21 protein-coding genes are annotated in these 25,187 nt (G+C 37.4%); 9 read left to right on the forward strand and 12 right to left on the reverse strand.

Going from position 1 to position 25,187, the window contains the following annotated elements; all coding sequences use genetic code 11:
• Positions 1 to 267: 267 nt before the first annotated feature.
• Positions 268 to 1,632 carry an HAD-IB family phosphatase gene (locus QM481_RS03990; protein WP_283380733.1) on the reverse strand — a complete coding sequence of 455 codons (1,365 nt, stop codon included), beginning with the start codon at positions 1,630 to 1,632 and terminating at the stop codon, positions 268 to 270.
• A gap of 305 nt (positions 1,633 to 1,937) precedes the next feature.
• Here QM481_RS03990 and QM481_RS03995 point away from each other — a divergent pair, with 305 nt between their 5' ends.
• The 3 genes from QM481_RS03995 to QM481_RS04005 all read left to right on the forward strand — a co-directional run bounded on the left by QM481_RS03995 (position 1,938) and on the right by QM481_RS04005 (position 5,367).
• Positions 1,938 to 2,630: a hypothetical protein gene (locus QM481_RS03995; RefSeq protein WP_283380734.1), complete on the forward strand. Its 693-nt coding sequence runs from the start codon at positions 1,938 to 1,940 to the stop codon at positions 2,628 to 2,630.
• Between the two features lie 315 nt (positions 2,631 to 2,945).
• Positions 2,946 to 4,349: a class II fumarate hydratase gene (gene fumC, locus QM481_RS04000; protein WP_166553684.1), complete on the forward strand. Its 1,404-nt coding sequence runs from the start codon at positions 2,946 to 2,948 to the stop codon at positions 4,347 to 4,349.
• A gap of 187 nt (positions 4,350 to 4,536) precedes the next feature.
• A complete protein-coding gene (locus tag QM481_RS04005) occupies positions 4,537 to 5,367 on the forward strand; it encodes an inositol oxygenase family protein (protein WP_166553685.1) in 831 nt (276 codons plus the stop codon).
• A 299-nt stretch (positions 5,368 to 5,666) separates the two neighbouring features.
• On the opposite strand, the gene QM481_RS04010 is transcribed toward QM481_RS04005, so the two are convergent.
• The 10 genes from QM481_RS04010 to QM481_RS04055 all read right to left on the reverse strand — a co-directional run bounded on the left by QM481_RS04010 (position 5,667) and on the right by QM481_RS04055 (position 18,137).
• Positions 5,667 to 6,002, reverse strand: a complete 336-nt coding sequence (locus QM481_RS04010) for a helix-turn-helix domain-containing protein (RefSeq protein WP_095167360.1) — start codon at positions 6,000 to 6,002, stop codon at positions 5,667 to 5,669.
• Between the two features lie 481 nt (positions 6,003 to 6,483).
• Positions 6,484 to 7,305: a universal stress protein gene (locus QM481_RS04015; RefSeq protein WP_166553686.1), complete on the reverse strand. Its 822-nt coding sequence runs from the start codon at positions 7,303 to 7,305 to the stop codon at positions 6,484 to 6,486.
• 221 nt (positions 7,306 to 7,526) lie between these two features.
• The gene (locus tag QM481_RS04020; protein ID WP_283380735.1) at positions 7,527 to 8,735 is read right to left on the reverse strand and encodes a nucleoside permease; all 1,209 of its coding nucleotides are present in this window, start codon (positions 8,733 to 8,735) and stop codon (positions 7,527 to 7,529) included.
• Between the two features lie 286 nt (positions 8,736 to 9,021).
• The gene (locus QM481_RS04025) at positions 9,022 to 10,422 is read right to left on the reverse strand and encodes a hypothetical protein (RefSeq protein ID WP_283380736.1); all 1,401 of its coding nucleotides are present in this window, start codon (positions 10,420 to 10,422) and stop codon (positions 9,022 to 9,024) included.
• Between the two features lie 11 nt (positions 10,423 to 10,433).
• A complete protein-coding gene (locus QM481_RS04030; protein WP_283327496.1) occupies positions 10,434 to 11,324 on the reverse strand; it encodes a hypothetical protein in 891 nt (296 codons plus the stop codon).
• Between the two features lie 144 nt (positions 11,325 to 11,468).
• The gene (locus tag QM481_RS04035; protein ID WP_166553690.1) at positions 11,469 to 12,497 is read right to left on the reverse strand and encodes a hypothetical protein; all 1,029 of its coding nucleotides are present in this window, start codon (positions 12,495 to 12,497) and stop codon (positions 11,469 to 11,471) included.
• Between the two features lie 612 nt (positions 12,498 to 13,109).
• Positions 13,110 to 13,493, reverse strand: coding sequence for a type II toxin-antitoxin system VapC family toxin (locus QM481_RS04040; RefSeq protein WP_283380737.1), 384 nt, complete (start codon positions 13,491 to 13,493; stop codon positions 13,110 to 13,112).
• Positions 13,478 to 13,687 carry a hypothetical protein gene (locus QM481_RS04045; RefSeq protein ID WP_283327498.1) on the reverse strand — a complete coding sequence of 70 codons (210 nt, stop codon included), beginning with the start codon at positions 13,685 to 13,687 and terminating at the stop codon, positions 13,478 to 13,480. Before QM481_RS04045 ends, QM481_RS04040 begins: the two co-directional genes overlap by 16 nt.
• Positions 13,688 to 13,790: 103 nt before the next feature.
• Complete coding sequence (locus tag QM481_RS04050) at positions 13,791 to 14,573, reverse strand: Fic family protein (RefSeq protein WP_283380738.1); 783 nt, start codon at positions 14,571 to 14,573, stop codon at positions 13,791 to 13,793.
• A 141-nt stretch (positions 14,574 to 14,714) separates the two neighbouring features.
• Positions 14,715 to 18,137 (reverse strand): PAS domain S-box protein, encoded by a 3,423-nt coding sequence (locus QM481_RS04055; protein ID WP_283380739.1) that lies wholly within the window; start codon positions 18,135 to 18,137, stop codon positions 14,715 to 14,717.
• A gap of 174 nt (positions 18,138 to 18,311) precedes the next feature.
• On the opposite strand from QM481_RS04055, the gene rsmA reads away from it, so the two are divergent.
• The 6 genes from rsmA (at position 18,312) to QM481_RS04085 (ending at position 24,097) form a co-directional block, all read left to right on the forward strand.
• Positions 18,312 to 19,127, forward strand: a complete 816-nt coding sequence (gene rsmA / locus QM481_RS04060; protein WP_166579869.1) for a 16S rRNA (adenine(1518)-N(6)/adenine(1519)-N(6))-dimethyltransferase RsmA — start codon at positions 18,312 to 18,314, stop codon at positions 19,125 to 19,127.
• A gap of 53 nt (positions 19,128 to 19,180) precedes the next feature.
• Positions 19,181 to 20,173 carry an AI-2E family transporter gene (locus QM481_RS04065; protein WP_283380740.1) on the forward strand — a complete coding sequence of 331 codons (993 nt, stop codon included), beginning with the start codon at positions 19,181 to 19,183 and terminating at the stop codon, positions 20,171 to 20,173.
• 377 nt (positions 20,174 to 20,550) lie between these two features.
• Positions 20,551 to 21,897: a magnesium transporter gene (gene mgtE, locus QM481_RS04070; RefSeq protein WP_166553695.1), complete on the forward strand. Its 1,347-nt coding sequence runs from the start codon at positions 20,551 to 20,553 to the stop codon at positions 21,895 to 21,897.
• A 201-nt stretch (positions 21,898 to 22,098) separates the two neighbouring features.
• Positions 22,099 to 22,551, forward strand: coding sequence for a D-aminoacyl-tRNA deacylase (gene dtd, locus QM481_RS04075; protein WP_283380741.1), 453 nt, complete (start codon positions 22,099 to 22,101; stop codon positions 22,549 to 22,551).
• A 34-nt stretch (positions 22,552 to 22,585) separates the two neighbouring features.
• Positions 22,586 to 22,912 carry a nucleotide pyrophosphohydrolase gene (locus tag QM481_RS04080; RefSeq protein ID WP_095167493.1) on the forward strand — a complete coding sequence of 109 codons (327 nt, stop codon included), beginning with the start codon at positions 22,586 to 22,588 and terminating at the stop codon, positions 22,910 to 22,912.
• Positions 22,913 to 23,149: 237 nt separating this feature from the next.
• On the forward strand, positions 23,150 to 24,097 hold the full coding sequence (locus tag QM481_RS04085) for a D-2-hydroxyacid dehydrogenase (RefSeq protein WP_283380742.1): 948 nt from the start codon (positions 23,150 to 23,152) through the stop codon (positions 24,095 to 24,097).
• A 151-nt stretch (positions 24,098 to 24,248) separates the two neighbouring features.
• On the opposite strand, the gene QM481_RS04090 is transcribed toward QM481_RS04085, so the two are convergent.
• Entirely contained in the window at positions 24,249 to 25,004 is a 756-nt protein-coding gene (locus QM481_RS04090) for a hypothetical protein (RefSeq protein ID WP_283380743.1), read from the reverse strand.
• Positions 25,005 to 25,187: the final 183 nt, after the last annotated feature.

Raw genomic sequence — 25,187 nt, forward strand, 5'->3', positions numbered from 1 at the left:
TCCGACATTAGTACTACACTAAGGTTTAAGTTTTGTTGTTAAAATAAAGTTGTGGTAGTGGGAACCCTTGCGGTTGCCCAACTCAACATGGCAATCGCAAGGGTTGCCACTACCGCGAAAATGCTAAGGATAAGAACGCTTTTGAACAACATAAAATCCTTCGTACAATACCAATGTAGGATGTTATATTTCGAAAGTGCAACATACCTTTTTAAGGTATATTCCATTTCCGAAATCAGAAATCCCAAATCTACAATAGTTTGTAACCTACTCTACATACGCTAGCATTGGCTCAAAACTTCTTTCTCGGAGTACCACATCGGCCACTAATTCTAACGCAGGGTGGCTGGCACAAAATGAAAACCCTAAGCCTGCTTTTTGTACCATACACATATCGTTTTCGCCATCTCCAATCACCATTATATCATCGAGTGTCAATCCCAAGGCAGCTGAAATATGAGTAATCACATGACTTTTACAATAATCATGTTTGCATTTTGCTTCGTGATGTCTAAAAAAAGCTGAAGGAATTTTAACTTCACCAGTCGTATTGCCTCGCCAAAACTCAAGGTCATTTGCCATCGTAAAATCCAATTGAAATCGATGCATCAGGTGGTTCGTTACCAAACTATAACTATCGCTCACAATCCCAATCACACAACCTTTTTGCTTCAACGCCTGAATTGTTTGCTCAAAATCTGGCGTTATTGGAATCATGTCCAATACTTCGATAATTTCAGCAATCGTATGTCCTTTCATTAATTTAGCAATCTCTTTGGTTCTAATGACAGGATTGACATACTCAAGGGCAATTTTCCGAAGGGCTTTTTCAAAACCAAAATGACGTGCCGCAGTTTGAATAAAACTATCTGATAAAATTGTGCGATCCATATCAAATACCACCACCTTGTGTTTGAGTGCAGGATTCAGCTCTGCTCGAAGCCCACTGATTACCGACTGATGTGGAACAGAATGATAAGTCATATCAGCTTCGGCACGGTTCATAATAGCACGAGTTACCTCTTTTGCCATATTTCCCAAAGATTGTAAAGGCTTCATTTTGTTTTCGACATAGCCAATATTTACCTCAGCAATTCTGGCACTGGCATGATACATATCTATGAGCAAGCCAATATCTACTCCATAATCATTTTCAAAAACGATATTTTCCAAAAAGCTTCTTTTACCTGATACAATTCCGCTCAATGGTTGTGAAAATTGATTTAACTCAGGAAAGTATATATCCAATAATGGCTTTGCCAACAACTCGGTTACACGACCAGCTTGCCTATCAAAACATGATTTTACAAAATCAACATTTCCTTCTATCAAAGGATTTGCCATCAAATCCACAATGTATTCAGGATAAGTCGGAATATCGGCATCCAGAAAAACTAAATAGTCTCCCGTGGCAAACTTTACTCCTTCTTGCATCGATATTCCCTTGCCTTGCTCAGTACTTCCTATTACGCAAGCACCCGAAAGCAACGCTACCGATACGGTATTATCAGTCGAATTATCGTCTATAACCAAGACCTCTTTGGTGAGGCGAGAATTGAAGGCTTTTCTGATTACTTCAGAAATAGTTGCCTCTTCGTTCCAAGCAGGTATTACTACACTTACATTTTTCATAAATCATTCATTTTAAGTGATATAAAACTGTTTCCTCAAAATGTCGATTTTACATTACATACACCTTACATAGGTATTAGAATAGCCTTAAAGGTACAGTGCTATACAATTCTAATAAATTTCTAATCTTTTACTAATGATTTGCTGATACTTGGCTTGTAAGTTTGTAGTGTAAAATAGATTTTTCTCTAATACCTAAAAATTAGAGTAGTTTTTTTAACGATTACACTTTATACAATATAATACAATTGCCTATGAACTAAGCGTTTACTATTCTTTACTTAAAAAATATAAAATTTAAGCTTATGAATATTAAACGAATGTTCCTTGCCTGTGTCTTATTTGTAGGATTAACTCAAAGTAATTGGGGTTATAGTCAAAAAGTTAGTGAGAGTATGTACGAGGGCAAACCAGTACTAAGCTCAAGTACCAAAGGTGCTAAGAAAAGCCTATTAAAAGCATGGTCTGATTATTTAGAAAACAGTTATCATGCAAAAACTAGGCGCAGAAGCAATAAAGTTATCGCCAACGACGTTGTTTTTAGTGATATTACTACTGCGACTGTAAATAGTATATTATATGTTGAAGAAAGTAGAGTGGAGAAAGGAATATTTAATGTATATTTGTACACAAACTCAGTAAGTGAAAAAGCCTCGAGTCAAACCTATACTCCAGAGGAAGTTTTGAAGCTTTCAAGCAATTTAGAAAACTTCTTATCACGCTACCAGTACAATTACCTTTCGGGCCTTTTGCAAGAAGATAGTAAGTCTTTAGATAAAAGCCAGAAAAGTCTCAACAAACTCCTAATCGCAAACACAAAACTTGAAAAACGCATTGAGCGTTCATTGCGAAGCATTGCCAAAACGCAAGAACAAATAGATGCTGACAAGAAATCAATAGAAGAAAACAAAGCTAAAGTGGCTGATTTGCAGCAACAAATCAACCAACAACGCTCAAAGATATTGGATCTCGAACAAAAACGAGACCAGAAGAACTAATTTAGTTAAGGTGAAAAAAGTGGAACACCACTCTCTTGTTTTTAATTAAACAAGAGTTATAATCCCAGGTAAATATATGGTTACCTGGGATTTTTGTTTACTCAAATATAGGGATTTTCTACTAAGTAAAAACATTTGATAAGTAGTTTTTTTGTAAAACATCCCGAAAAACACCCCTCTCGTCGCACCTATCGATTTTTACCACAAAAAAATAAAAATCATTCTCATTCAACTCATTTGTAGTGTACCTTTGCGTGATTTATTCTTCCTATAACGCAAGTTTAGCGAAACCAATTACCAATTCTCAATTTGACAATGGAATATAGAATAGAAAAAGACACGATGGGTAAGGTGCAAGTGCCTGCCAACGTTTACTGGGGAGCTCAGACCCAACGTTCAATCATGAATTTCCCGATTGCTCAGGACATCAACAAGATGCCGAAGGAAATCATCAAGGCTTTTGCATACCTTAAAAAAGCAGCAGCGTTTGCTAACTTCGACGCTGGTGTATTGCCTGAAGAGAAAAGAAACCTTATCGCTCAAGTATGTGATGAGATTCTTGAGGGTAAATTAGATGACCAATTCCCATTAGTGGTTTGGCAAACAGGTTCGGGCACTCAATCAAACATGAACTGCAACGAGGTAATCGCTTACCGTGCTCACGTAGTAAATGGAGGTTCATTGCTTGACGAACAAAAATTTGTTCATCCAAACGACGACGTAAACAAGTCACAATCTTCAAATGATACTTTCCCAACTGCAATGCACATTGCAGCTTACAAAATCTTGTTGGAAGTAACCATTCCAGGTATCAAAACACTTCGCGATACACTCGATGCCAAAGCTAAGGCTTTCAAAGATGTTGTAAAAATTGGTCGTACTCACTTCATGGACGCAACTCCATTGACTTTGGGACAGGAGTTTTCAGGATATGTATCTCAGCTTGATCATGGTTTGCGTGCCATCAACAACACTTTGGCTCACTTATCAGAGTTGGCTTTGGGTGGTACTGCCGTTGGTACAGGTATCAATACACCAAAAGGTTATGATGTAAACGTAGCTAAACACATTGCTGACCTAACAGGTTTGCCATTTGTTACTGCTGAAAATAAATTTGAAGCTTTGGCAGCTCACGATGCTATCGTTGAAGCACACGGCGCCTTGAAAACTGTAGCAGCTAGCTTGATGAAAATCGGTAACGATATTCGTATGTTGTCTTCAGGTCCTCGTTCGGGTATTGGCGAAATCTATATTCCAGACAACGAGCCAGGTTCGTCAATTATGCCAGGAAAAGTAAACCCCACACAATGCGAAGCTATGACAATGGTAGCAGCTCAGGTAATGGGTAACGATGTAGCTATCAATATCGGTGGTTCGATGGGTCATTTTGAGTTGAACGTATTCAAACCAGTAATGATTTATAACTTCTTGCACTCAGCTCGTTTGATTGGTGATGTTTGTGTTGCCTTCAACGACAAGTGTGCTGTGGGTATCGAGCCATTACACGAAAATATCAAAAAACACGTAAATAACTCGTTGATGTTAGTAACTGCTTTGAACACAAAGATTGGTTATTACAAAGCTGCTGAGATTGCTCAAACAGCTCACAAAAACGGTTCAACATTGAAGGAAACAGCTATTGCTTTAGGATACCTTACTGCTGAAGAATTTGACCAGTGGGTAAAACCTGAAAACATGGTTGGTGAAATCAACGTGTAGTCCATTTTATGGTATTTTTCTAAGAAAAGCCTCAAATCATATATGGTTTGAGGCTTTTTATTTGTACTTTATTTTGAAATCGATTTCACAAAATATTTCATGTTTTTTCAGAAAATCTTCAGTAGCTTAGTATAAAATATTCCTTTTCGATGAAAAACAGGTAAATAAACAAGAAAAATATCATACCATGGAAGATGTATTAGTGAAAGAAAAATCTGAGTTTCGTAACTACGACCAAGGCGACATTACTGCTGCCGTAAAAGAGCACTATCGCAAAATGCGCACCAGACAAACTTACGATTATGTACAGGCAATGAAGAAGAAGTATCTTACTTTCGACAAGCCTATGCACTTGTGGGAAGCTATGGAAAAGTTGAATGCCTTGATTGATGTAAGTGACCCAGATTTGAATTTACCTAACGTACAACATTTACTACAATCGGCTGAAGGTATGCGTGCTGAAGGTCGTCCAGACTGGATGCAATTGGTAGGCTTGATTCATGACCTTGGCAAAGCTATGTACCTTTGGGGCTCAGACGAAGATGGTACTTCACAAGCAGAACAATGGGGCTTGGTAGGTGATGTTTTTGTGGTTGGTTGTCGCTTCCCTGATTCTTGTGTTTATCCTGAGTTCAACGAATTGAATCCTGATATGCACGACGAAAGATACAATACCGAACTTGGTGTATATGAAGAAGGCTGTGGTCTTGACAACTTGCATTTAGCATGGGGACACGATGAGTATTTATATCAGGTTTTGAAAAACCATAAAGATAATGCCATCCCTGAAGAAGGTATGGTAATGGTACGTTACCACTCGTTTTATCCTTGGCATACAGGAGGTAGTTATACAAAACTATTAAATGAAAAAGACGAGCAGTACAAAGAATGGATTAAAGATTTCAACCAGTACGACTTATATACTAAATGTCCAAAAATCTATGACCTTAACGAAATGAAAGAATACTATTTGCCAATTGCAGAAAAGTATCTTGGTTCGGGTCCGATTTATTGGTAATAAGAGGTTACCAGTTAATGGTATTTTTGTTATCTGAAGGTACTGACAATCAATAGGATACTTTCAAAGATATATTATTAATTGAATCTTTTTTAATACTTAAAACTAATAGCATTTTCAGTTTTTGTAACTACCACCCAATTTGCTATTTTGTCTAAAACCACAAAAAGCCAAACAATGTATATTGTTTGGCTTTTTATATGATTGGCTGACTTACAAGGATATACGTCTTTCAATTAGCAATTTACCGTACAAACGTAACCTAACGTTCCTCTTATCGCTAAGAAGTATTGCTCGGATTAAACCTCGCTTTCGGTCAACTTAGCTAATAACTTCGCTTGCAATTCTATAATCTTACGTTGCATATCCAAAACCTCTTCAGTTTTCAACACCACATATCCTGCTTGTGTTTCTTGTACGTCAGAAATATTTTGGATTTCAGATTCTCCCATCAAATAAGCTACAGTCACGTTTAATGTACGTGCCATGCGTATTAGTTGAGAGTATTTTGCATCATTTCGGTTAAGAATGGCATGAAGCGTTGCCTCTGTAATATTAGATTGAATAGCTAATTGAAGAAGAGTCATCCCCCTCTCAGCGATTAGTACCCTGATTCTATCTTCAACTCGTTTCATAGTGCGTTGTGTGTTTTCATTAAAAAAGTTTTAAGATAAGTATATAAGATTTCGGAATTAAAGGGTGACTGTATTATTACTAGTGGTAAAAAATAATCAGTTACATATTGTTATCTCTTCATCTCTCGATAAATCTCCCATTTGAACTATTTACCCAATTAGTCTTAGGGAAAAGTTACTTGTGTTTTTGATACATTGGCGAACACAAATATAAAAAAAAATATTATCAAGCTAGACTTGCTTAACAAAAAAAGGATATATGTACTTACATATATTTTTATACATTTCTAAGAGTGTTTAAAAATACAAGAATACATTGATAAAATCAGCTAAAACTACACTTTATCATTTGTTAATTAATGAATTAGTAAAAATCCGTCCTTCAGAATCTAGATTCTAAAGGACGGATTACTTGCAAAGAAGGTATAGAAAATTAATAGTGGCGCTGGTATATCTGATATTCTGAGGGCTATTTAACTGATTATGACAACGTCATGACTGGTATATCGGAGTGATTAACGACATCTTCGGCAATACTTCCTTTAAACCAATGAGTCAAACCTGTTCGCCCGTGTGTATACATTAGGATTAAATCGGCTTTGATTTGATGAGCACTATCCAAAATTCCTTCTTCAATATTGGCTCCATCCCAAATATCAAAATGGTAATTTTTTAATTTGAGTTTTGTTGCCACCTTCTTCATATCCTCTTTGAGTGCTTCATAATTGATTTGTCGCATGGCATTATCAACGTACACAAAATGGTACTCTATTTCTGGCATATTCAACCACTTGAAAGCTTTCTTTATAAAGTCGGTATTTTCCATGTCGGTTGCAACTAACACTTTTTGAATGCGATATTCCTGCTGATTTCCCTTAATGACCAATACAGGACAATTGGCATGACGCACGACAGATTCAGCATGTGAGCCACCAAACATTTCTTTGATTCCTGTAGCACCTGTAGACCCCATCACAATCAAATCTGCTTTGTGTTTCAGTAACGTGGATTCAAAGTTCTCTACGCTTTCTTCTACAACTGCTTTGATATTCAAGCCCAAAAACTTTGGATTGGTAATCACAGTATCAAGCTCTTTTTTAGCATCGTCTAAAACACCTTTCCATGCTGTGTCAAAAGGAACCGCCACACCCATCGAATAATACGTTCCTAAGCTTGCTGAAGGAAATATTTTGACTTGCAATAAAGTAATCTCAGCACCGTTATGTCTAGCCAAATCGGCTGCTACATCCAATGCTTTTAATGAAATTTCACTAAGGTCGGTTGGCACAAGAATCTTTTTCATAGCTGTATTGTGTTTTGTTTTGTTACGGTTTGGTTTCCTTTATTGGATTAAGAAATTCGCCTCTATCTTTATTCTTTCTTATTTCCTTTTTCCTTAACAAATTTTACCCAAAAATCTGAAAATCAACATGATAAGCATTGGTACTTTTGCTGATTAATATCAAAACAAAAGCCCTCAGAATGCATTGATTCTGAGGGCTTTCTGCTATATCTTACTAAGTTTTATACTGCTTTAGTTTTGTTTTCACTGAAGAATACAATAAATAGCACTAATACAACCGCGGCAATACCCGCAGGAACCATCCAAACCGATGTCCAATCATGCGTAACTACACCCGAAGCATCCGTTGTCGAAAATTTATCCAACACAATACCTGAGATTTTTGAACCAATACCCATACCAATACCGTAAGTTGCTAAGGTAATTAAGCCCTGTGCGGAGTTCTTGATTTTGTCACCAGCTTTGTTATCTGTATAGATTTGACCTGTTACAAAGAAGAAGTCATAACATACACCATGTAGTACAATCGCTAAATATAAAATCCATTCTGAGCTAATACCATCACCGTAACCAAAGCATACAAAACGAATAATCCATGCTACTAATCCAACAATAAGCATTTTTTTGATACCAAATTTTGACAACGCAAATGGAATCAACAACATGAAAAATACCTCCGATACTTGTCCTAACGACATTTTGTTTTCCACGCTACTCATGTGCGATTCTGTCAACGAAAGGTTGGCGTGAGCGTAATAGAATGACAATGGAATACAAACTAATACCGATGCAATAAAGAAAATGGCATAGGAACGGTCTTTGAACAAAACGAATGCCTCTGTACCTAAAATTTCCCCTAAAGAAGAAGCTTTGCCTGTTGCTTTTGGAGGAGTATCTGGTAAAAAGAAAGCAAAAATACCTAAAGCTAAAGACGTAAACATTGAGATTTGGAAAATAGTAACCTTGTCACCAATGGCATAATACCCAACAATATTGGTTACCGCAATCCAAGCAATCGTACCCAATACACGAATCGATGGAAATTCTTTCTCAGGATTTTGCATTTGGTTCATGGCAATCGAACTTGAAAGCGCCAAGTTGGGTGCAAAAGACAAGGTATAAGCCAAAATGTACCAGAAAAACGCATCTGGATCTTTCGTCTGAATCAAGAAATAAAGGATCGCTGCGCCAATGATATTGAGTACGCCCATTACTTTTTGTGCCGAGAAGTATCTGTCAGAAATCATTCCCACAAAAAATGGGGCAATGATAGAGGCAATTGAAAAAGTAGCATAAGCATTACCTGTCTGATCACCGCTAGCACCAAGCCCAACGATTAGGTATTTACCCATTTGACCATACCATGCTCCCCATGTAAAAAACATCAGGAACATCATAACCATCAATTGAATTTTTGTAGTAGTACGCATTGTTATTTTTTATAGTTTTTGTTGGATAGAGGAGACGGCATTGGGTGTACACTCGTACGAGCACGTTTCTCCTAATTCTTCAAATATACGATTTGAGTCCGATTTTTTTATATGGATTTGGAGAATACAAGACAGGAATCAAGGAAATGTATAATGATGGAAGGTTTATGAGTTTGAAAACTCAATAAAAAAGAAAGTCCAAGTCTGAAGACTTGGACTAGTTACGCTTAATACTTCCAATTAGCGGGAGAATTTATTCACCCGTAATCTGATGTGAAAATCTCCCCTATTTAGCTGAAGGGATATTCTTTAAAGAAGTACAAATCACTTTGTCATCCTTAAAGCATTCAGGATTTCTTTTGATCAGCTCGGCTTTGTAGGCCGGCTTTTGAGTCCCGTATATGCTAGTAATATCTGTTTTATTTTTGGCAAAAATCAAATTCACCACGCTATCTGCCGTTTGATTCTGAATCGTACTATTTTTGAAAGTATAGGCTATATCTTTTTCTTTCAAAACTGATTTTGGCAAAGGATTCAAAGGTGGAATTTCGACCTTCGGAGGTACTACAGGAATGGGCGTAGGTGGTGCTGGTGTTACCGCTACAGTTGGAGTCGTAGCTACAACATTATATCGCTCATATTCTCGGTAGCCCGCATATCCACAGGTAAGCAACAAAATGATAGACAAGCCTCTCCAAAATTGATATGAGCTTAGTATGGAAGAATCCTCCTCCTCAGGATAACTGATATCGGGTGATTCGAAGGGATTATCAGTTTTGGGCTTACTGCTGGATAATTGTTTGAGTTGTGCTTTCAACTCATTATACTTTTTGACTAAATCGTTGTGTTCGGCAATGAGCTTATTTTGATTGCTTTGTTTCTTTAAAATAGACACATCCCAATTTCTTGGGGTGATTTCTTCAGGAGTATTCTTCTCAGGTAAAGTATTTTTATTTTTCTGAAAAGAAGGGTTTTTACTTTTCTGTTGTTCAAAACGCTCTATTTCTTTGGCAGCTTTACGCTTTTCTATTTCCTCCAAAAACTGTTCTGAACTAATAAAAGTGTACAAGCCTTTTTCGACCACATAATTGGCAATATCGACCGAGTCGGTGAAATAAATGGTATCAAAATCGCTTAGTAAATAGGCACTTTTTTGTAAAAACAGATTTAATTCAGACGACAAATCACAATAAACTACCAAAAAACTATTTCTTGTTTTTTGAAATAAAGTGGCGTCTAAAGCCTTAAAATTCAAGTCAAGCTTGTTGAGATCTTTGGGCTCACGAACAATCAATTCGTCGGAATGCTTCACTTGAAGGACATTGTTGATAATATTACGCTGTTCGGCGATAATATCAGCATGAAACTCGTCGAGACATGAAATCACCAAAGGCTCTTCACAATTGGTGTTGAAAAAAGTAATACTCGACCCAATAAAAGTACCTCCTCTATCAGAATGCTGTTCGCGTGCAAACGAATATTGAGTATAAGATAAAGCTTTGGCACCGTTGGCAACTTCTTTTCTTATCGAATACAAATTTGCCTTAGGGTAAATCGTAATCGCATTGGTATTGAGGTCAAATGACTTCAAATAGCGAGAATTCGGGTTATTTAAAAAAAAGGTTTGCTTAAATCCGTTAGGAATTCCAAAAGTACCAAAAGCCAATAAATCAATCGAAGTGGACATAGTCAAGCGGTTTATTTGCCAAAAAATCTTTCCCAGAATGTACCTTCATAGTTGATATCGACACCCACAATGCTACGATACAACCACTCGGACAATACTTTTGCAGTTTGGAGATTCAACTTGGTTAGTCGCTCCTCTCCTATCGAGTTCTTCTCGATATGTCCGATTGTATAAAAAGATTTATTTAAGCCATAAGTATCCATTCGTTGGCTAGTCATAGGCATACGATCACGAATAAAATTATCGAGCTGTTCGACACTCGACACACCCATCGAGCCCGATTTATCCCATTTGGATACTACTAGAATAGCATTGACAGATTTCAGACTTTTTCCTTTTCTTTCGAGTTCGTTCAAAAAACTCATCATCAAAGCATCATCATTGTGTGCCGTGTCATAATCAGTAACCAAAATAAAATTAAGAGGAATATTGGCATTCAAATATTCATCGATACTGCTATGGTAATTTCCTCCACGACGAATTTCGTAGTGATTTTCACCAGAAGTTTCCAAAAACGTCAGCTTAATAGGTGGTACCTTTTTTGATTTATTATTAGGCTCAAAAATCAAATCAATGCGTGTCACACGGTCACGAGTGGTACGATTGGGTAAAACCCCTTTTCGAATATTATCTAAAAAATCAAATAGTAAAACCTCTGCTTCTTTGCTATTGGGCGTATCAAGTTTGGGACGTAAAACACCAGCTTGCGAACTTAAATAGTACAACATCGAGGACAAAATCACCGACTTCCCACTTTCGGCAGTACCAAAGAAAAACACAAAATTACTATCCTGCATCTGTATCGAAGGAGAGGTAGTTTGTGCCATAGGTACAAAATCGCTGTCGTTATCCATTGACGATTTGGTACTGATGGGAGTTAATATTTTTTTATCGTTATTCATGGAGAAAAATTAAGTTAATATCATTTGCAATAGGCATTTGGCTTTATGCCCTATTAGCGTTTAGCTTTCAGCTGTGGGCATACAGCAAAGATATATCTGTGATTAACTCTTTGCCTAGTGCCTGTTCCCTATTACCCAAACATTCTAGTTATTCGGAATCAATACATTTCCACTTCTTTTGTGGGTAAATACACTTCCGCCATTGTTGTTATTATCGCCTGGTTTAGTAACCAATAGCAAAATAATAGGAATGATAAAATCGAGAAGAATACAACCTAACAACACGACCAACTGATATACGCCAAAGTTTTGAACCGCATGGTCGAAAGCATAACCGATTTTGCCAATATCTTGCGTATTTGATTCTTTAGGCTCAAATTTGAATTTTTCTTCGCCTAAAATATTCGTGGCTTTTTGTCCAAGCTTGTTGTATTCTGCCAAAGATTGGTCAATAACGCCTTGTGCTTGTTCGTCTTTGTCCTTTTTAGGTAACAGTAATATCTCCTGAATCTTATCGCTCCATTTTTTAGTAGCAGCACTCAAATCTGTTTTTAACTTAGCTTCCTCTGGCGAAAGGTCAGAAACGATACCATCTATTTGTCGGCCCATACGGTCGGCCAAATCGGCGTAGTCATTACCTACAGGACGAAGAATATCAACTTTTTGACCCAATAATTTTTCCAAATCCTTTATCAACATACGAGCACGGTTTCCCATGCCAGGATTTCCTTTGTCCTGAATCTGCTCCATCAATTGCTTTTTCTTTGTTTCTACATTCTGAGCAGTCGCTTTATCATATTTATAGTTAAATTTGGCATTCACATCCGCTTCCAGCTTGTCGAAACGAGCGTTAATATCGCGCAGTTCGGCAGTGTAAATATCCGTGCGCATGAAGCGTGTGTACAAGGCATTGAAGTTTGCCATAAAGCAAAATAGCGCAATAAACGAATACACTGCCATTAATTTGCCTGTTGGGCGACCCGTAAGTTTGGCTTCACGAAGCAACCAACATAGGTAAAGTAACAACAGGGACAATGCAAGCGAAATAACAATAGCCGCATGACCAAAAATCTGCTCTAATCCTTGCCAAGTTTGATAAAAGCTCACACTTACCAATAGTAGTGCTAAACCTCCCAAGAATAAATCAGACGCAGTGATTCTTTGATTTCCCATAAATTTTGACTGTTTGAATTGTAAAATTTCACCTATTACAAAGTGAACCAAGTTTATTTTGTTTGATTGAAAAGATGCTATCCGTTAAGGGTATTATTGTCATTAGGAGTCACTCAAGGTCAAAGAGTTAAGTCTCCGATTTGGTACAAAAACACTACTTTATTTCCTATAGGACAAAATGGATAGTTGGCGATAGTATAACGTCTGATGCTTCGAAAAATTGGTTGAATTTCAGAAGAATACAAAACCCGTTACATAGGTCTAAATTAGGCGTTGCCCAAAGACTGTTATACAATTAAATGATGTATGCCAATAAATGCTCGTTGGATGGTAAAATGACTAGCTCAACATTCGGAGTAAATTGAATATTGTTAGAAAATGCTGGAAGAAAAGAGATATTGGAATAATATAGATACATAATTATACAAGAGATAAACGTGAATAGTCGATAAATTGATTTATCTCTAAATATAACGCCAGCCAGCCCCTCAAAGGCATAGGCAAGATAAGGTTTGGGATGAATTTGGGGTTTTATGGGGTGAAATGGTGATGTCTCATCGATACATTGATTATAATCCTTATTTCTCCAAATAAGAACTATTGTATCTTTTGTTATATGGAATAGGGATCAATAACATTTAATTCAGGTATATTATCGAACCCTTTATCATTTGTTATGAGAGTAAGATTATAGACAATAGCTGTTGCTGCAATAATTGCGTCAGGAGTCTTTATCTTGCGACTTCTTCTTAATCGTACACATCTTGTTATTATATCTTGGTCTAAGTCCAGAATTGTAGCATCAGAGATAAATTCTTTAATGATAGCGTCCTTCGCCTTGTCCCCACTTACCCAAGAAAGTGCTTCAATTTGAGTAATTACAGAAATCCATGGGGTTTTGTCAAATACCTCTGCCAAAAACTCCATCCCTACTTCACTAAGAGATTCTGAGAAAAAGCTAGAAATTGCGTTGTTATCAATCAAATACCTTTCCATTCATTTCGCATTTCTTGTGTATGACTATTAAAACTTTGAGCGTCTTCTTTTGTAAAAACGCCTCGATATTTATCTGAAAGCTTTGATTCTTTGGTTCTCGTTTCCAAGACCTTTATCAAATGCAATTCCTCTAACTCATGTAGAAGACCTAATGCTTTTGGATTGGTTATTTCGATCAGTAAGGTATTATTCATATTAGTATCAATTTGTATCTAATATAGTGAAAACTAAAAGAATATAAAACGGATGATTATCATTCTTTGTTGCCATCTCGCTATTTACAAATACTTATCTCTATTAATCCAAAAGACTGTTAGGCAACATTTGTAGAAAAGGTAGTGCTTGAGCATAATCTAGTTCTGTATATTCTAAACCCAATAATCTTATATTTTGATAGTAGGTATTATGGTGCTGGTAATAGTGCTTTTCGGATTGAATAAACCATGATTTCTCTCCCAAAAACTGTGCTAAAAACCATTTTTCTAATAGCCTCGCACTTCTTCCGTTGCCATCATTCCAAGGATGGATTTTGACAAAAACTAGGTGCACCATACTCGCAAAATAAAATACCTCCTCAAAACTTAAATCTTGCTTAAGCAAATTATCTAAGTCTTCATAAAATAGCTCTAACTCTCTATTCACAATAAAGGGAGAGGCAGCCACATACTCTATTCTACCATCAGAAGTAGTTACATACATATTTTGTGTACGAACTCGACCGTGATAAGCCTCCGATAGAATGTGTTTACTGAGCAACTGATGAACGACCTGTATATGTGCCTGATTCATATCATGATTCTTGGCATAGGTATAGGCATTATACAAATCATCAATCTTTTTAGTGTAATCAGGTAAAAACTCTAAGCCAAATCTTTTGTACTTGATATAGGAATCCAACTCTATTTCCTCCCCTTCTATTTTGCTGGAAAACACAGAAGATACTGAGGTATAAAAACTAAAAGTATCTGTTGATATTTCGGCATCATGCAACTGTTCAAAAGTATCCTTGACCTTCACTGGGAAAGATGCAAGATATACGTCTAACAAATCTGTTGGGATGATTTTCAGTTGGTTTTCCATAATTCAACAATTTTCAAAATATAACACAAAGGTATTACCGTTCATATTGTCTTCCTAAATAGCATGAATCATTTTGAGTATCAATGCTTCAAATAAAAAAACTGCACAAGTCTTTAAGCTCTTGTGCAGTTTTGATGATTACTAGTTAAGCTTTTTGTAGGCTTCTTTGAAATGCTCAAATTCGGTTTGTAAAATTTTCATTTCTGACTCAAAATATTGAAAATCACAAACTTTCGCTTTGACTTCGATATGCCTTGTTATCTCATGCAAGCGCGAAGCACCGAGTGTTCCAGAATTACCTTTGAGGGTATGAAGTTCGCCTTGCACTTTTTTACAGTTATTTTCATAATATCCCTCTATCGCATTTTGAATCTGTTCTTCAGCTTCGGCTTCAAATCCTTCTAAAATCGAAGCGACAAATTCCATATCTCCACCCACACTATCTGACAGTTGTTTGATAATGTCGGTATCTATCACTGGAAAAATATCAGATACATGAAAATCCGAAATGAGCGATACTGTTGCTTCTTCTGCTTTGGGGTGCTCTACAGCTGGGACTTCTACCTTTACTGGCACTTCAACTTTTGCCTCCACTACAGGCTCAGGCTTTATTTCTATTACCTTAGGCTGTTGTGGGCGCTTACTGGCATTTCGGTCAATCCATTCTTGCACTTTTCTGACCAAAATTTCTGCTCTGATGGGTTTTGCCACATAGTCATTCATACCTGCTGCCAAGAAACGATCACGGTCTTCTTTCATGGCATAGGCCGTCATGGCAATAATTGGTGGAATATCCATAGGAAGCGCTCTCAAATGCTGAGTGGTTTCGACACCATCCATTTCAGGCATTTGAATATCCATAAAAATCATGTCATACGCACGGTCAAGGTGCGAGGCTTCTACCAACTGAATCGCTCGTGTACCGCTATCAGCTGTAATGACTTCGCAGCCTGATTTGCGTAAAATTTCACTGGCTACCTTGCGGTTTGTGGCATTATCATCGACCAATAACAAGTGCGGATGATATTCTTTAAAGTGATTTACCACTTGGAACTGCTCTTCTTTCTTTTTCACCGAAACAGGACTAATATCAGTCTGCTTGATTTCGATAATAAACCAGAATGTACTACCATGTCCCCAGTCAGACATTACTCCAATATCCCCTTTCATTAAGCGACAAAGCTCTTTTGAAATAGCTAAGCCCAAGCCTGTTCCACCAAATGATTTTTTGGTAGAATTGTCTACCTGCTGAAACGCATTGAAAAGCATTTTTAGATTTTCTTGGGTAATACCAATTCCTGAGTCTTTTACCTCAACTTTTATTCTATTGAATTTACCTCGTTTTTCAAGTAAACTTACATTGATATCTACCGTACCATTTTCGGTAAACTTCAAGGCATTTGAGGTAAGGTTTGATAAAATTTGTAGTAAACGAGTTTCATCAGCAATGACATATTCTGGAATATTTGACCCAAAATTGCAGTGAATTCGGTTGCCTTTATTAGCAGCGATTTGTGAGAATAGTGCCAATAATCTATCAAATACATCCTTGAAAACAATAGGCGCTTCATGCAAGACCATTTTACCAGCCTCGATTTTTGCCAAATCCAAAATATCATTTAAGATATGTAATAGCGTTTCAGATGATTTTTTGATGGTCAATACATAATCTTTTTGCTCCTCATCAAGCGAGGTATCATTGAGCAAGTCAATCATACCGATTACGCCGTTCATTGGCGTACGGATTTCGTGGCTCATATTCGCCAAGAAACGCTCTTTAACTTTCAACGAACGTTCGGCTTCGTCTTTGGCTTTTACGATGTCTTCTTGGTATTTTTTGAGATCGGTAATATCACGTCCAATACCCGATACTTCTTCAATCATACCGTTTTTGAGCAAGATCGGATTCAGGTAAATTTCTACCCATTTCTCTTCGCCTTCAACGGTCTCGAGCTGAATCTCGAAATGTTGTTTTTCTCCCCTAAAAGCTTCCTTATATCTATCTTCTAGGATTTTTCGGTCTTCTTTGGTCACCATTTGAAAACCTAACTTTTCGGTACTCAAAGTTAATTGAGGACGAATTTTGATACGATTTTCAAGCAAACGAGAATATTCTTGATTGAAAGAGGTCAGCAACATTTTGCGATTGACCGACCACATTAAGTGCGAACTACCTTCAAAAATGGCATTCAAACGAGCCGTTTCACGTGCTAGGGCGTCTTCGGCTTGTTTACGAGCAATTGCCAACGCCACCTGCCCCGAAATAAAGTCGAGCAATTCCAAATCTCGTTGCTCATATTTATTTTGACGCTCATACGATTTCACCCCGATAATACCTGTGGTTCTGTCACCAATTTTGAGCGGTACGCAAAGCATGACCTTCGGCACTGTTCCGTACAGGTAAATCTGTTTCGAACGCCCTAATTCCTCGATTTGCTCGTCATACAACATCAAAGGACGATTGGCAGCAATCGCATATTCTGTCAGACCGTTGCCCAGTTTACGTTTGGTAAAATGTACACGATTGTCAAAATACTCATCGACATAATACGGGAAATATAAATAGCTTTGCTGAGGGTCGTATTGAGCAATAAAGAAGTTTTTTACGTCAATTACTTCACCTAATTCTTTATGAATATTGGAATACAAATCATCCAAATTGGTCGAATTGATAGCAGCTTGGGCAATACTTGCATAAAGTTTGGATGCACGCTCGGCACGAACTTTGGCAGTTGAGTTGTGGAAAATACAACGAAACGCAGTGGCTTTATCACCTTCAAAACGACAGTTTACCGAACCTGACAAATACAAACGACGACCATCTTTGCGACGGAAGACTGTTTCAAAATCGGCAATTTTTTCACCGTTTTTGATTCGTTCAAACTTCTTGAGTGTTTCCTCCGCAAAATCAGGGTGCAACACATCACGAAGATTGAGACTTGCCAGCTCATCAGACTCATAGCCCATTTTTTCTTGCCAAGACTTATTGACATACAAGAAACGACCCGAAATACTGATGATTTGAATTAAATCGGAGGTATTGTTTACTAAATCCTGCAACTGTGAATTGGAGCGAGAAAGCGCTTCTGCCACCTTTTTGCGCTCGGTAATATCCTCGCCGATGATTGTGAGATATTTTACTTCGTCAAAATCATTAAAAATTACAGAATTGAGCTCCACATGACGCATTTGCCCATTTTTGGCAAGCATCGTTCTTTCTTTTTGGTCAAATACTCCCCCATTTTCCATGGCAGTACCAAAAGCCAAAATACGCGCATTACGCTCGCCTTCTGGAACCAAAAATTCAAAGAAGTTTTCTCCAACTAATTCTTCAGATGTATAACCTAATAATTTAGTAGCATAGCTATTACAAAAAACAATTGTACCGTCCTCTTCCAAAATCATCCCGAAGAGGTTCATACTATCAACGGTTTTACGTAAATCAAAAACCGTATTCCCAGCCACTGAATGTGCTTTTTCGTTACTCTCTAGGACATGAAGTTCTTTCTTGAGGTGACGAATTTCTAAAATTAATTCTTCTTTTGTTTTGTGAGACCAACGCATAATTAATCGGACTAGAGATTAGGAGATTGTAATTAGATAAATCATTCTATTGATTTTCTCGGTATCATTATACCTTAAAAGTACAAAATTCGGCGTAATTTTATGGAATAAATTTACAGTTGCGTCATGTGGTGTGCTTAGGCCTACTACATCGCCAAAAGATACTAGCATAATTTGGACAAGGTAAAAGCAAAAAAGAACCTAGGTCAGCATTTCTTGCGTGACCTATCGGCAGCTCAACGTATCGTAGAGCTGATGTCTTGCCACGGAGGATACAAAAAAGTCCTTGAGATTGGCCCGGGCATGGGAGTTTTAACACAATATTTACTAACACATAAAGAATACGAAACATCTGTTGTCGAACTTGACAGAGAATCTGTAGAGTATCTTAAGGTGCATTATCCTGAATTGACTCCAAGAATTCATTCTGCTGACTTTTTGCGTTTGAATTTGAACGAACTGATGGGCAATGAAATTTTTGGAATCGTGGGGAATTTCCCATACAATATCTCTTCTCAAATCTTTTTTAAGGTTTTAGAAAATAAAGATATGATTCCTGAAATTGTAGGAATGCTCCAAAAAGAAGTAGCAGTACGTATTGCGTCAAAACCTGGGAATAAAGACTATGGTATTTTGAGCGTTTTGCTTCAGGCTTTTTACGACATCGAATACAGTTTCTCATTGGGACCAGGGGCTTTTGACCCACCGCCAAAAGTAAACTCAGGTGTAATTCGTTTGCGTCGCAACGGAGTTACAGACTTGGGCTGTGATGAGAGAAAGTTTTTTGCCGTGGTAAAAATGGGCTTCAATCAGCGCCGTAAAACTTTGCGTAACGCCTTGCGTGCGATGCAAATAGCTGACCACCCTTTACTGAACAAACGTGCAGAACAATTGGGCGTAGCGGAGTTTGTGGAGCTTACAAATATGATTGGCACCAAAGTTATTGAAAGTCCTGAAACGGAAGAATCAGGAGAAGAAGAGCAAGAATAATTATGAAATTTGACGTTTTATCCAACACCCTATTAAGACAAATAGCCCTCATAATGAGTATCTTATTACTCGGAGGCTTGTTGTTTGTGCACCTCGACAGCTTTATTCCTGCGCTGTTGGGAGCGTACACGCTTTATATTTTATTAGGAGGTTGGGTAAAAAAAATGGAGGCAAAATGGAAAATGTCCAGAATCATCGCCATTGTTATTGTGATGCTTGGTTCTTTTTTGATGTTTTTGCTTCCGATGTATTTTGTTGGTCAAGTTTTATTCCATAGTCATACACTTGCTTTGGATCAATACAGTTCGTTTTTTAAAGCGGTAAAAGGCTTTGTAGAGCAAATTGAAGTCAAATATCAGGTAAACTTATTAGATGAAAAGTCGCTTGACAAGGTTTTTTCATGGCTCACACAAAGTGCATCAAAACTCATCAATGGAGCTGTTAATGGTATAACGGGCATTTTCTTGAGCTATCTGATTTTGTATTTCATGTTGCGTGAAAGAGAATTGCTCGACAAAACACTTATCAAGATTTTTCCGCTTAATCAAGAAAACTCTGAACAGCTCTTGGGCGAAGTCAACAAACTAGTATTTTCTAATGCCATAGGTATTCCTGTGATTGGGATAGTTCAAGGCGTTACAGGTTTGTTAATTTATTTGATTTTGGGCGTTCCCAATGCCATTTTATGGTTTTTAGTGACTTGTATTGTTTCTATGATTCCTATTTTGGGTTCGGCATTGGCATATATTCCTGTTTCTATTTTATTGTTTGCCAACCACGAAAATGTAAGAGGTATGATTATGTTACTTTATGGCTTTTTTGTGATTGGTTCGGTAGATAATATTTTTAGAATTTGGTTACAAAACAAATTAGGCGACACTCACCCTTTGATTACGCTTTTTGGGGTAATCGTAGGGGTACAACTCTGGGGGTTTACAGGGCTCATATTTGGGCCTATCTTATTCTCTCTTTTCCTATTGTTGAGCACTTATTATGGAAGAGAGTTTCAAGGTAAAGAAGAAAACAAACCCTCGAGTTTAAAGTAGAATTGTGGATTTGAGATTTCGGAATTTCCGCTATTAATCCTGTACGAAAAATTAGTTTTGTCTTCAGAACAAAATTGCATTGATACGCTTTAGGAGATAAGCCTTAGGCGATAGGCAAAAATGTTATTCATTATTTTATTAGAAATACTTTTAGCTTATGGCATATAGCCTAATGCCTATTGCGGGTAAACTAATATCTTTCGTACAGCCCTAATCTGCTATGCATTAAGCGTTATGAGCTAGGCTAAACTGTCGAGCAACATTCTGCCGAATGCCCAAACATAGCCCAAACCTCCACTTGGTCTCTTGGTGCCTGTTCTCTTTATCCCTTTATTTAAACTTTTATAAATTCAGCAATGGAATTAACAAATCAACATCTGCCTTTTGAGCTAACGAAAGAATACCTAGAGAAGATACAGGCAGCCATTTCGGAACATAACAACGAGTTTATTCGTACCGAAATGGAAGAGCTATTCCCTGCTGATATTACGAATATTTTGTACGAGCTTGAAGGAGAAGAAGCTCATTATCTGGTTACGCTACTCGATACCAAACTGGCTGCCGAAATTATCGTTAATCTCGACCCAGACGATCGTAAAAAATTCCTCAAAAACTTTACTTCACAGCAAATCGCAGAATATGTTGACTTGCTCGACTCAGATGATGCGGTAGACATACTCAACGAACAGCCTGTGAATGTTCGTGAAGAGGTAATTGCTTTGGTTAGCGACCGTGAGCAAGCTCGCTTTATTATTGACCTATTGCATTATGATGAAGATTGTGCTGGTGGTTTGATGCAAAAAGAATTAGTAAAAATCAATGTAAAGCAAAGTGTAACCGAATGTGTAGAAGAAATCCGTCGTCAGGCAGAGGATGTCGAAAATGTATATTCGGTATATGTCGTAGATGATGAAGGAACACTTTTGGGAAGGGCTTCGCTCAAAAAAATCATTTTAGCAAAACGAGGCTCTAAGATTGCTGATATTTTTACTGATGATATTGTTTCTGTAAAAACTACTGCTACAGGCGAAGAAGTAGCAGATATTATGCAAAAATACGATTTGGATGCTGTGCCTGTAGTCAATATCCAAGGACGCTTGCTAGGTCGTATTACGATTGACGACGTCGTGGATTTTATCACCGAGCAAGCGCATGAAGATGTACAAGCCATGGCGGGTATTTCGGAGGACGTAGAAGAAGATGACTCGGTATGGAAGTTGGTACGTTCGAGATTACCTTGGTTGTTGATTGGCATGACAGGAAGTTTTTTAGCCGCCAAAATCATTGGTGTTTTTGATGGCGAAGTAGCCAGAACTCCTGCCTTAGCTGCCTTTATTCCTTTGATTGGTTCAACGGGCGGTAATGTTGGAATTCAGTCGTCGGCTTTGATTGTACAAAGTTTAGCCGACAAATCAGGTATTGATACTTCGCTGACTGAGCGTTTGAAAAAAGTTTTATTGGTATCACTCCTCAATGGACTCATTGCTGCGACATTTGCTTTCTTGGGAACATTGGTATTAGAGCATGAAAATACCATTTCATTGGTTATGTCACTTTCGATTTTCTCGATTGTGATGCTTGCTTCTTTTATGGGGACAATTACACCTTTAGTACTTAATCAGTTTGATATTAACCCTGCCGTAGCCTCAGGTCCATTTATTACTACTACCAATGACTTATTGGGTTACGGTGTGTACTTCCTGATTGTTTATATGCTCATATAAGTTATCAGGCATGAGGCACTAGGCAAATAGTTAAAAAAAATACACAACCGCAGTCATGCTTTTGTCAAAAGCCCACGGTTGAAAGCCGTAAGCTAAAAGTATAAAAGCATGTCTCATATAATTATAGAAGCTTTGTGCTTGCCTAGCGCCTACGGCTTATTGCCTAAAGCATATTAATTAAATTCCTTTTTCTAAAAATTCATGATTGCAATTATACAACGAGTATCCGAGGCATCCGTAACGATTGATAACCAAGTAAAAGGTTCTATCAACGCTGGCTTTATGATTTTACTAGGTATTACTCATACCGATACCCAAGAAGATGTAGAATGGCTATCAAAAAAAATCGTCGGTATGCGTATTTTTTCTGACGAGGAGGGTAAAATGAACCTTGATCTGAAGGCTATTGAGGGAGATATTTTATTGATTAGTCAGTTTACGTTACACGCTTCTACAAAAAAGGGAAATAGACCAAGTTTTATCGAAGCTGCAAAACCTGATATGGCTATTCCTTTGTACAAAAGCATGATTGTTCAATTGGAAAAAGAATTAGGTAAAATTATACAAACTGGCGAATTCGGAGCAGATATGAAAGTCGCACTCATCAACGATGGTCCGGTGACGATTGTAATTGATTCTAAAAACAAACAATAAACGTTGGAGTTTAGATAGTAAAAACCTTATCAAAATGACCATCAAAGAAGCTCAAGAAACCGTAGACCAATGGATTAAAACCATCGGCGTTAGATATTTTAATGAATTGACTAATATGGCCATGCTAACTGAAGAAGTTGGCGAAGTGGCGCGTATTATTGCCCGTCGTTATGGCGAACAGTCTGAAAAAGAGTCTGATAAAAACAAAGACCTCGGCGACGAAATGGCTGATGTATTATTTGTATTGATTTGCTTGGCCAACCAAACAGGTGTGGATTTGACAGCGGCGTTAGACAAAAACCTCGCAAAGAAAACACAAAGAGATGCTACACGCCATCATGAAAATGAGAAGTTGAAATAACTTTTAGGCAGTAGGCATTTTTATATTAATAATTAGGACTTTACAAAGGATTTCCAACTATTGCAGATCTGGGATTTCTAATTTTGGGAATAAGGTAAAATACCTTTATTTTTTATAAAACATAAAAGATTCTACTTCCGAAATCCAACATCCGATATCCGAAATAAACCGTTTTATATTCATTGGTACACTACTAATTCAAAATTCAGCACTCATTCTTATATCATTCCTATTTCTATGAATATTGTTATTACCGATGGTTTCACTTTGCATAGCAACGACCTTGCTTGGGATTGTTTCAAAAGTCTTGGCAAAGTGACTTTTTACGAAAGAACGCCCATTTCTGACATTGTTGAGCGTTGTAAAGAAGCAGATATAGTTATTACCAATAAAACACCTTTTTCTGCTGAAACTATCGCAGCATTGCCTCAATTAAAAATGATTGCAGTAGCTGCTACAGGTTACAATATCATCGATATCCAAGCCTCCGCCGCTCAAAGTATTACAGTAAGTAATATTCCTGCTTACGGAACTGCCTCAGTAGCTCAACATATCTTTGCGCTCATATTGGAATTGAGTAACCATGTTGGAAAAAATAGTCAGGCTGTAGCCAATGACGCTTGGGTTTCAGCACAAGACTGGTGTTTTTCATTGTCTCCAATTATTGAATTGGCAGGAAAAACCTTAGGAATTGTTGGAATGGGAAGAATAGGTCAACAAACAGCGAAGATTGCAGAAGCATTTGGCATGAAGGTTTGTTATGCTTCAAGAACCGTAAAAGAGGAATTGCCCTATTCAGCCGTACCACTCGAAACACTATTTTCAGAGAGCGATTTTATTGCCTTGTGTTGTCCATCAACACCCGAAAATATAGGCTTTGTCAACAAAGAATTACTGGCAAAAATGAAACGAACAGCCTATTTAGTAAATGCTTCGAGAGGACAACTTATTCATGAAAAAGATTTAGCAGAAGCTTTAAAGGAAGGAGTATTAGCTGGTGCAGCGCTCGATGTACTTTCACAAGAACCACCTTCCGAAAGTAATCCTTTACTCACAGCTCCAAACTGCCTGATCACCCCTCATAATGCGTGGATCAGCTTTGAAGCTCGTCAACGCATTGTAGAAATGCTGATGGCTAATATTCAAGGTTTTATCAACGGAACTCCACAGAATGTAGTAAAGTAGGCACAAAGTGACAAAGGCACAGAGGCACAAAGTGTATAAGTGGCAAAGTCAAGAAGGAGAAAAGTTACGAAGGCACAAAGGAGCAAAGGGACAAAGTGAAATTTCATTACACTATGTCCCTTTGCTCCTTTGTGCCTCTGCCCCTTCGAAACTAATGCTTCGGCATTTGTTTTTCCTCTACATCTTTATACATCTTATTGCCTAGTTCCTTATCAAAATCTGGTTTATGATATACCGATACTTGGTCTACAATTGGGTTTAGCTTTTGAATTGAAGGATGTTTCACGTCAAATTCACGATCGCCAGAAATTTGTGCATACTCAGTTTCTGATAATCCTCCAGAATTTGTAGAATAGTCATTAAATCGAATATTGATGTCTTTATCTGCCAATTTGCCACCTTCCCAGCTTACAACATTTCCACCCAAGTCCCAGCCAAGTCCAGTAATAGTAAATGTTTTTCCATTTAGGGCAACAACATCTTTCAATGTCATACCTGGTTTCAAGCCCAGTTTAGTAGTCCAAGGCGAACCCTCTGCTGATGGCTTATCATCTTTTATTTGTAATCTTGCTAATACATCACCTATAACTTTGTATTCTTTTCCATCTTGCCAATATACCTCGATTTCTTTGGGAGTTCCTGCAAAAATCTTGGTTGCGTCAAAAGAACCTTCACCAGTTTCGATGGTTGCTTTTTTAACAATATTCTCAGCACCAAATTTTTTCACCAAACCCTCATAATCATTACAAGCCAACACATCATCCAAATACAAGGCATCGCTTGCTGGCGCAGTAGAATCAGCTTGTGTAACTGCTACAGAATCCGTTTGAGTAGATTCCGAGCCAGACTTCGATTTACAAGAAGCTAATATTGAAATAGTTAAAGCTAATACGGCTATTTTTTTCATGATATTTTTTGTACAAATAGTGATATAATGATGACTATCCTCAAAGCTAAGAAAAAAGTCTTGGAGATTCAAATCATTGCAGATGATTGAGATAGGCTTTTACCATGATTAATGTTGGATTTTTGTCAAAGAAAAAGGCTGACAGAAAATTCTATCAGCCTTTTTCAATATGTTTTTATGCCA

This window comes from Flectobacillus rivi (assembly GCF_030056655.1).
Taxonomy (GTDB): Bacteria; Bacteroidota; Bacteroidia; order Cytophagales; family Spirosomataceae; genus Flectobacillus; species Flectobacillus rivi.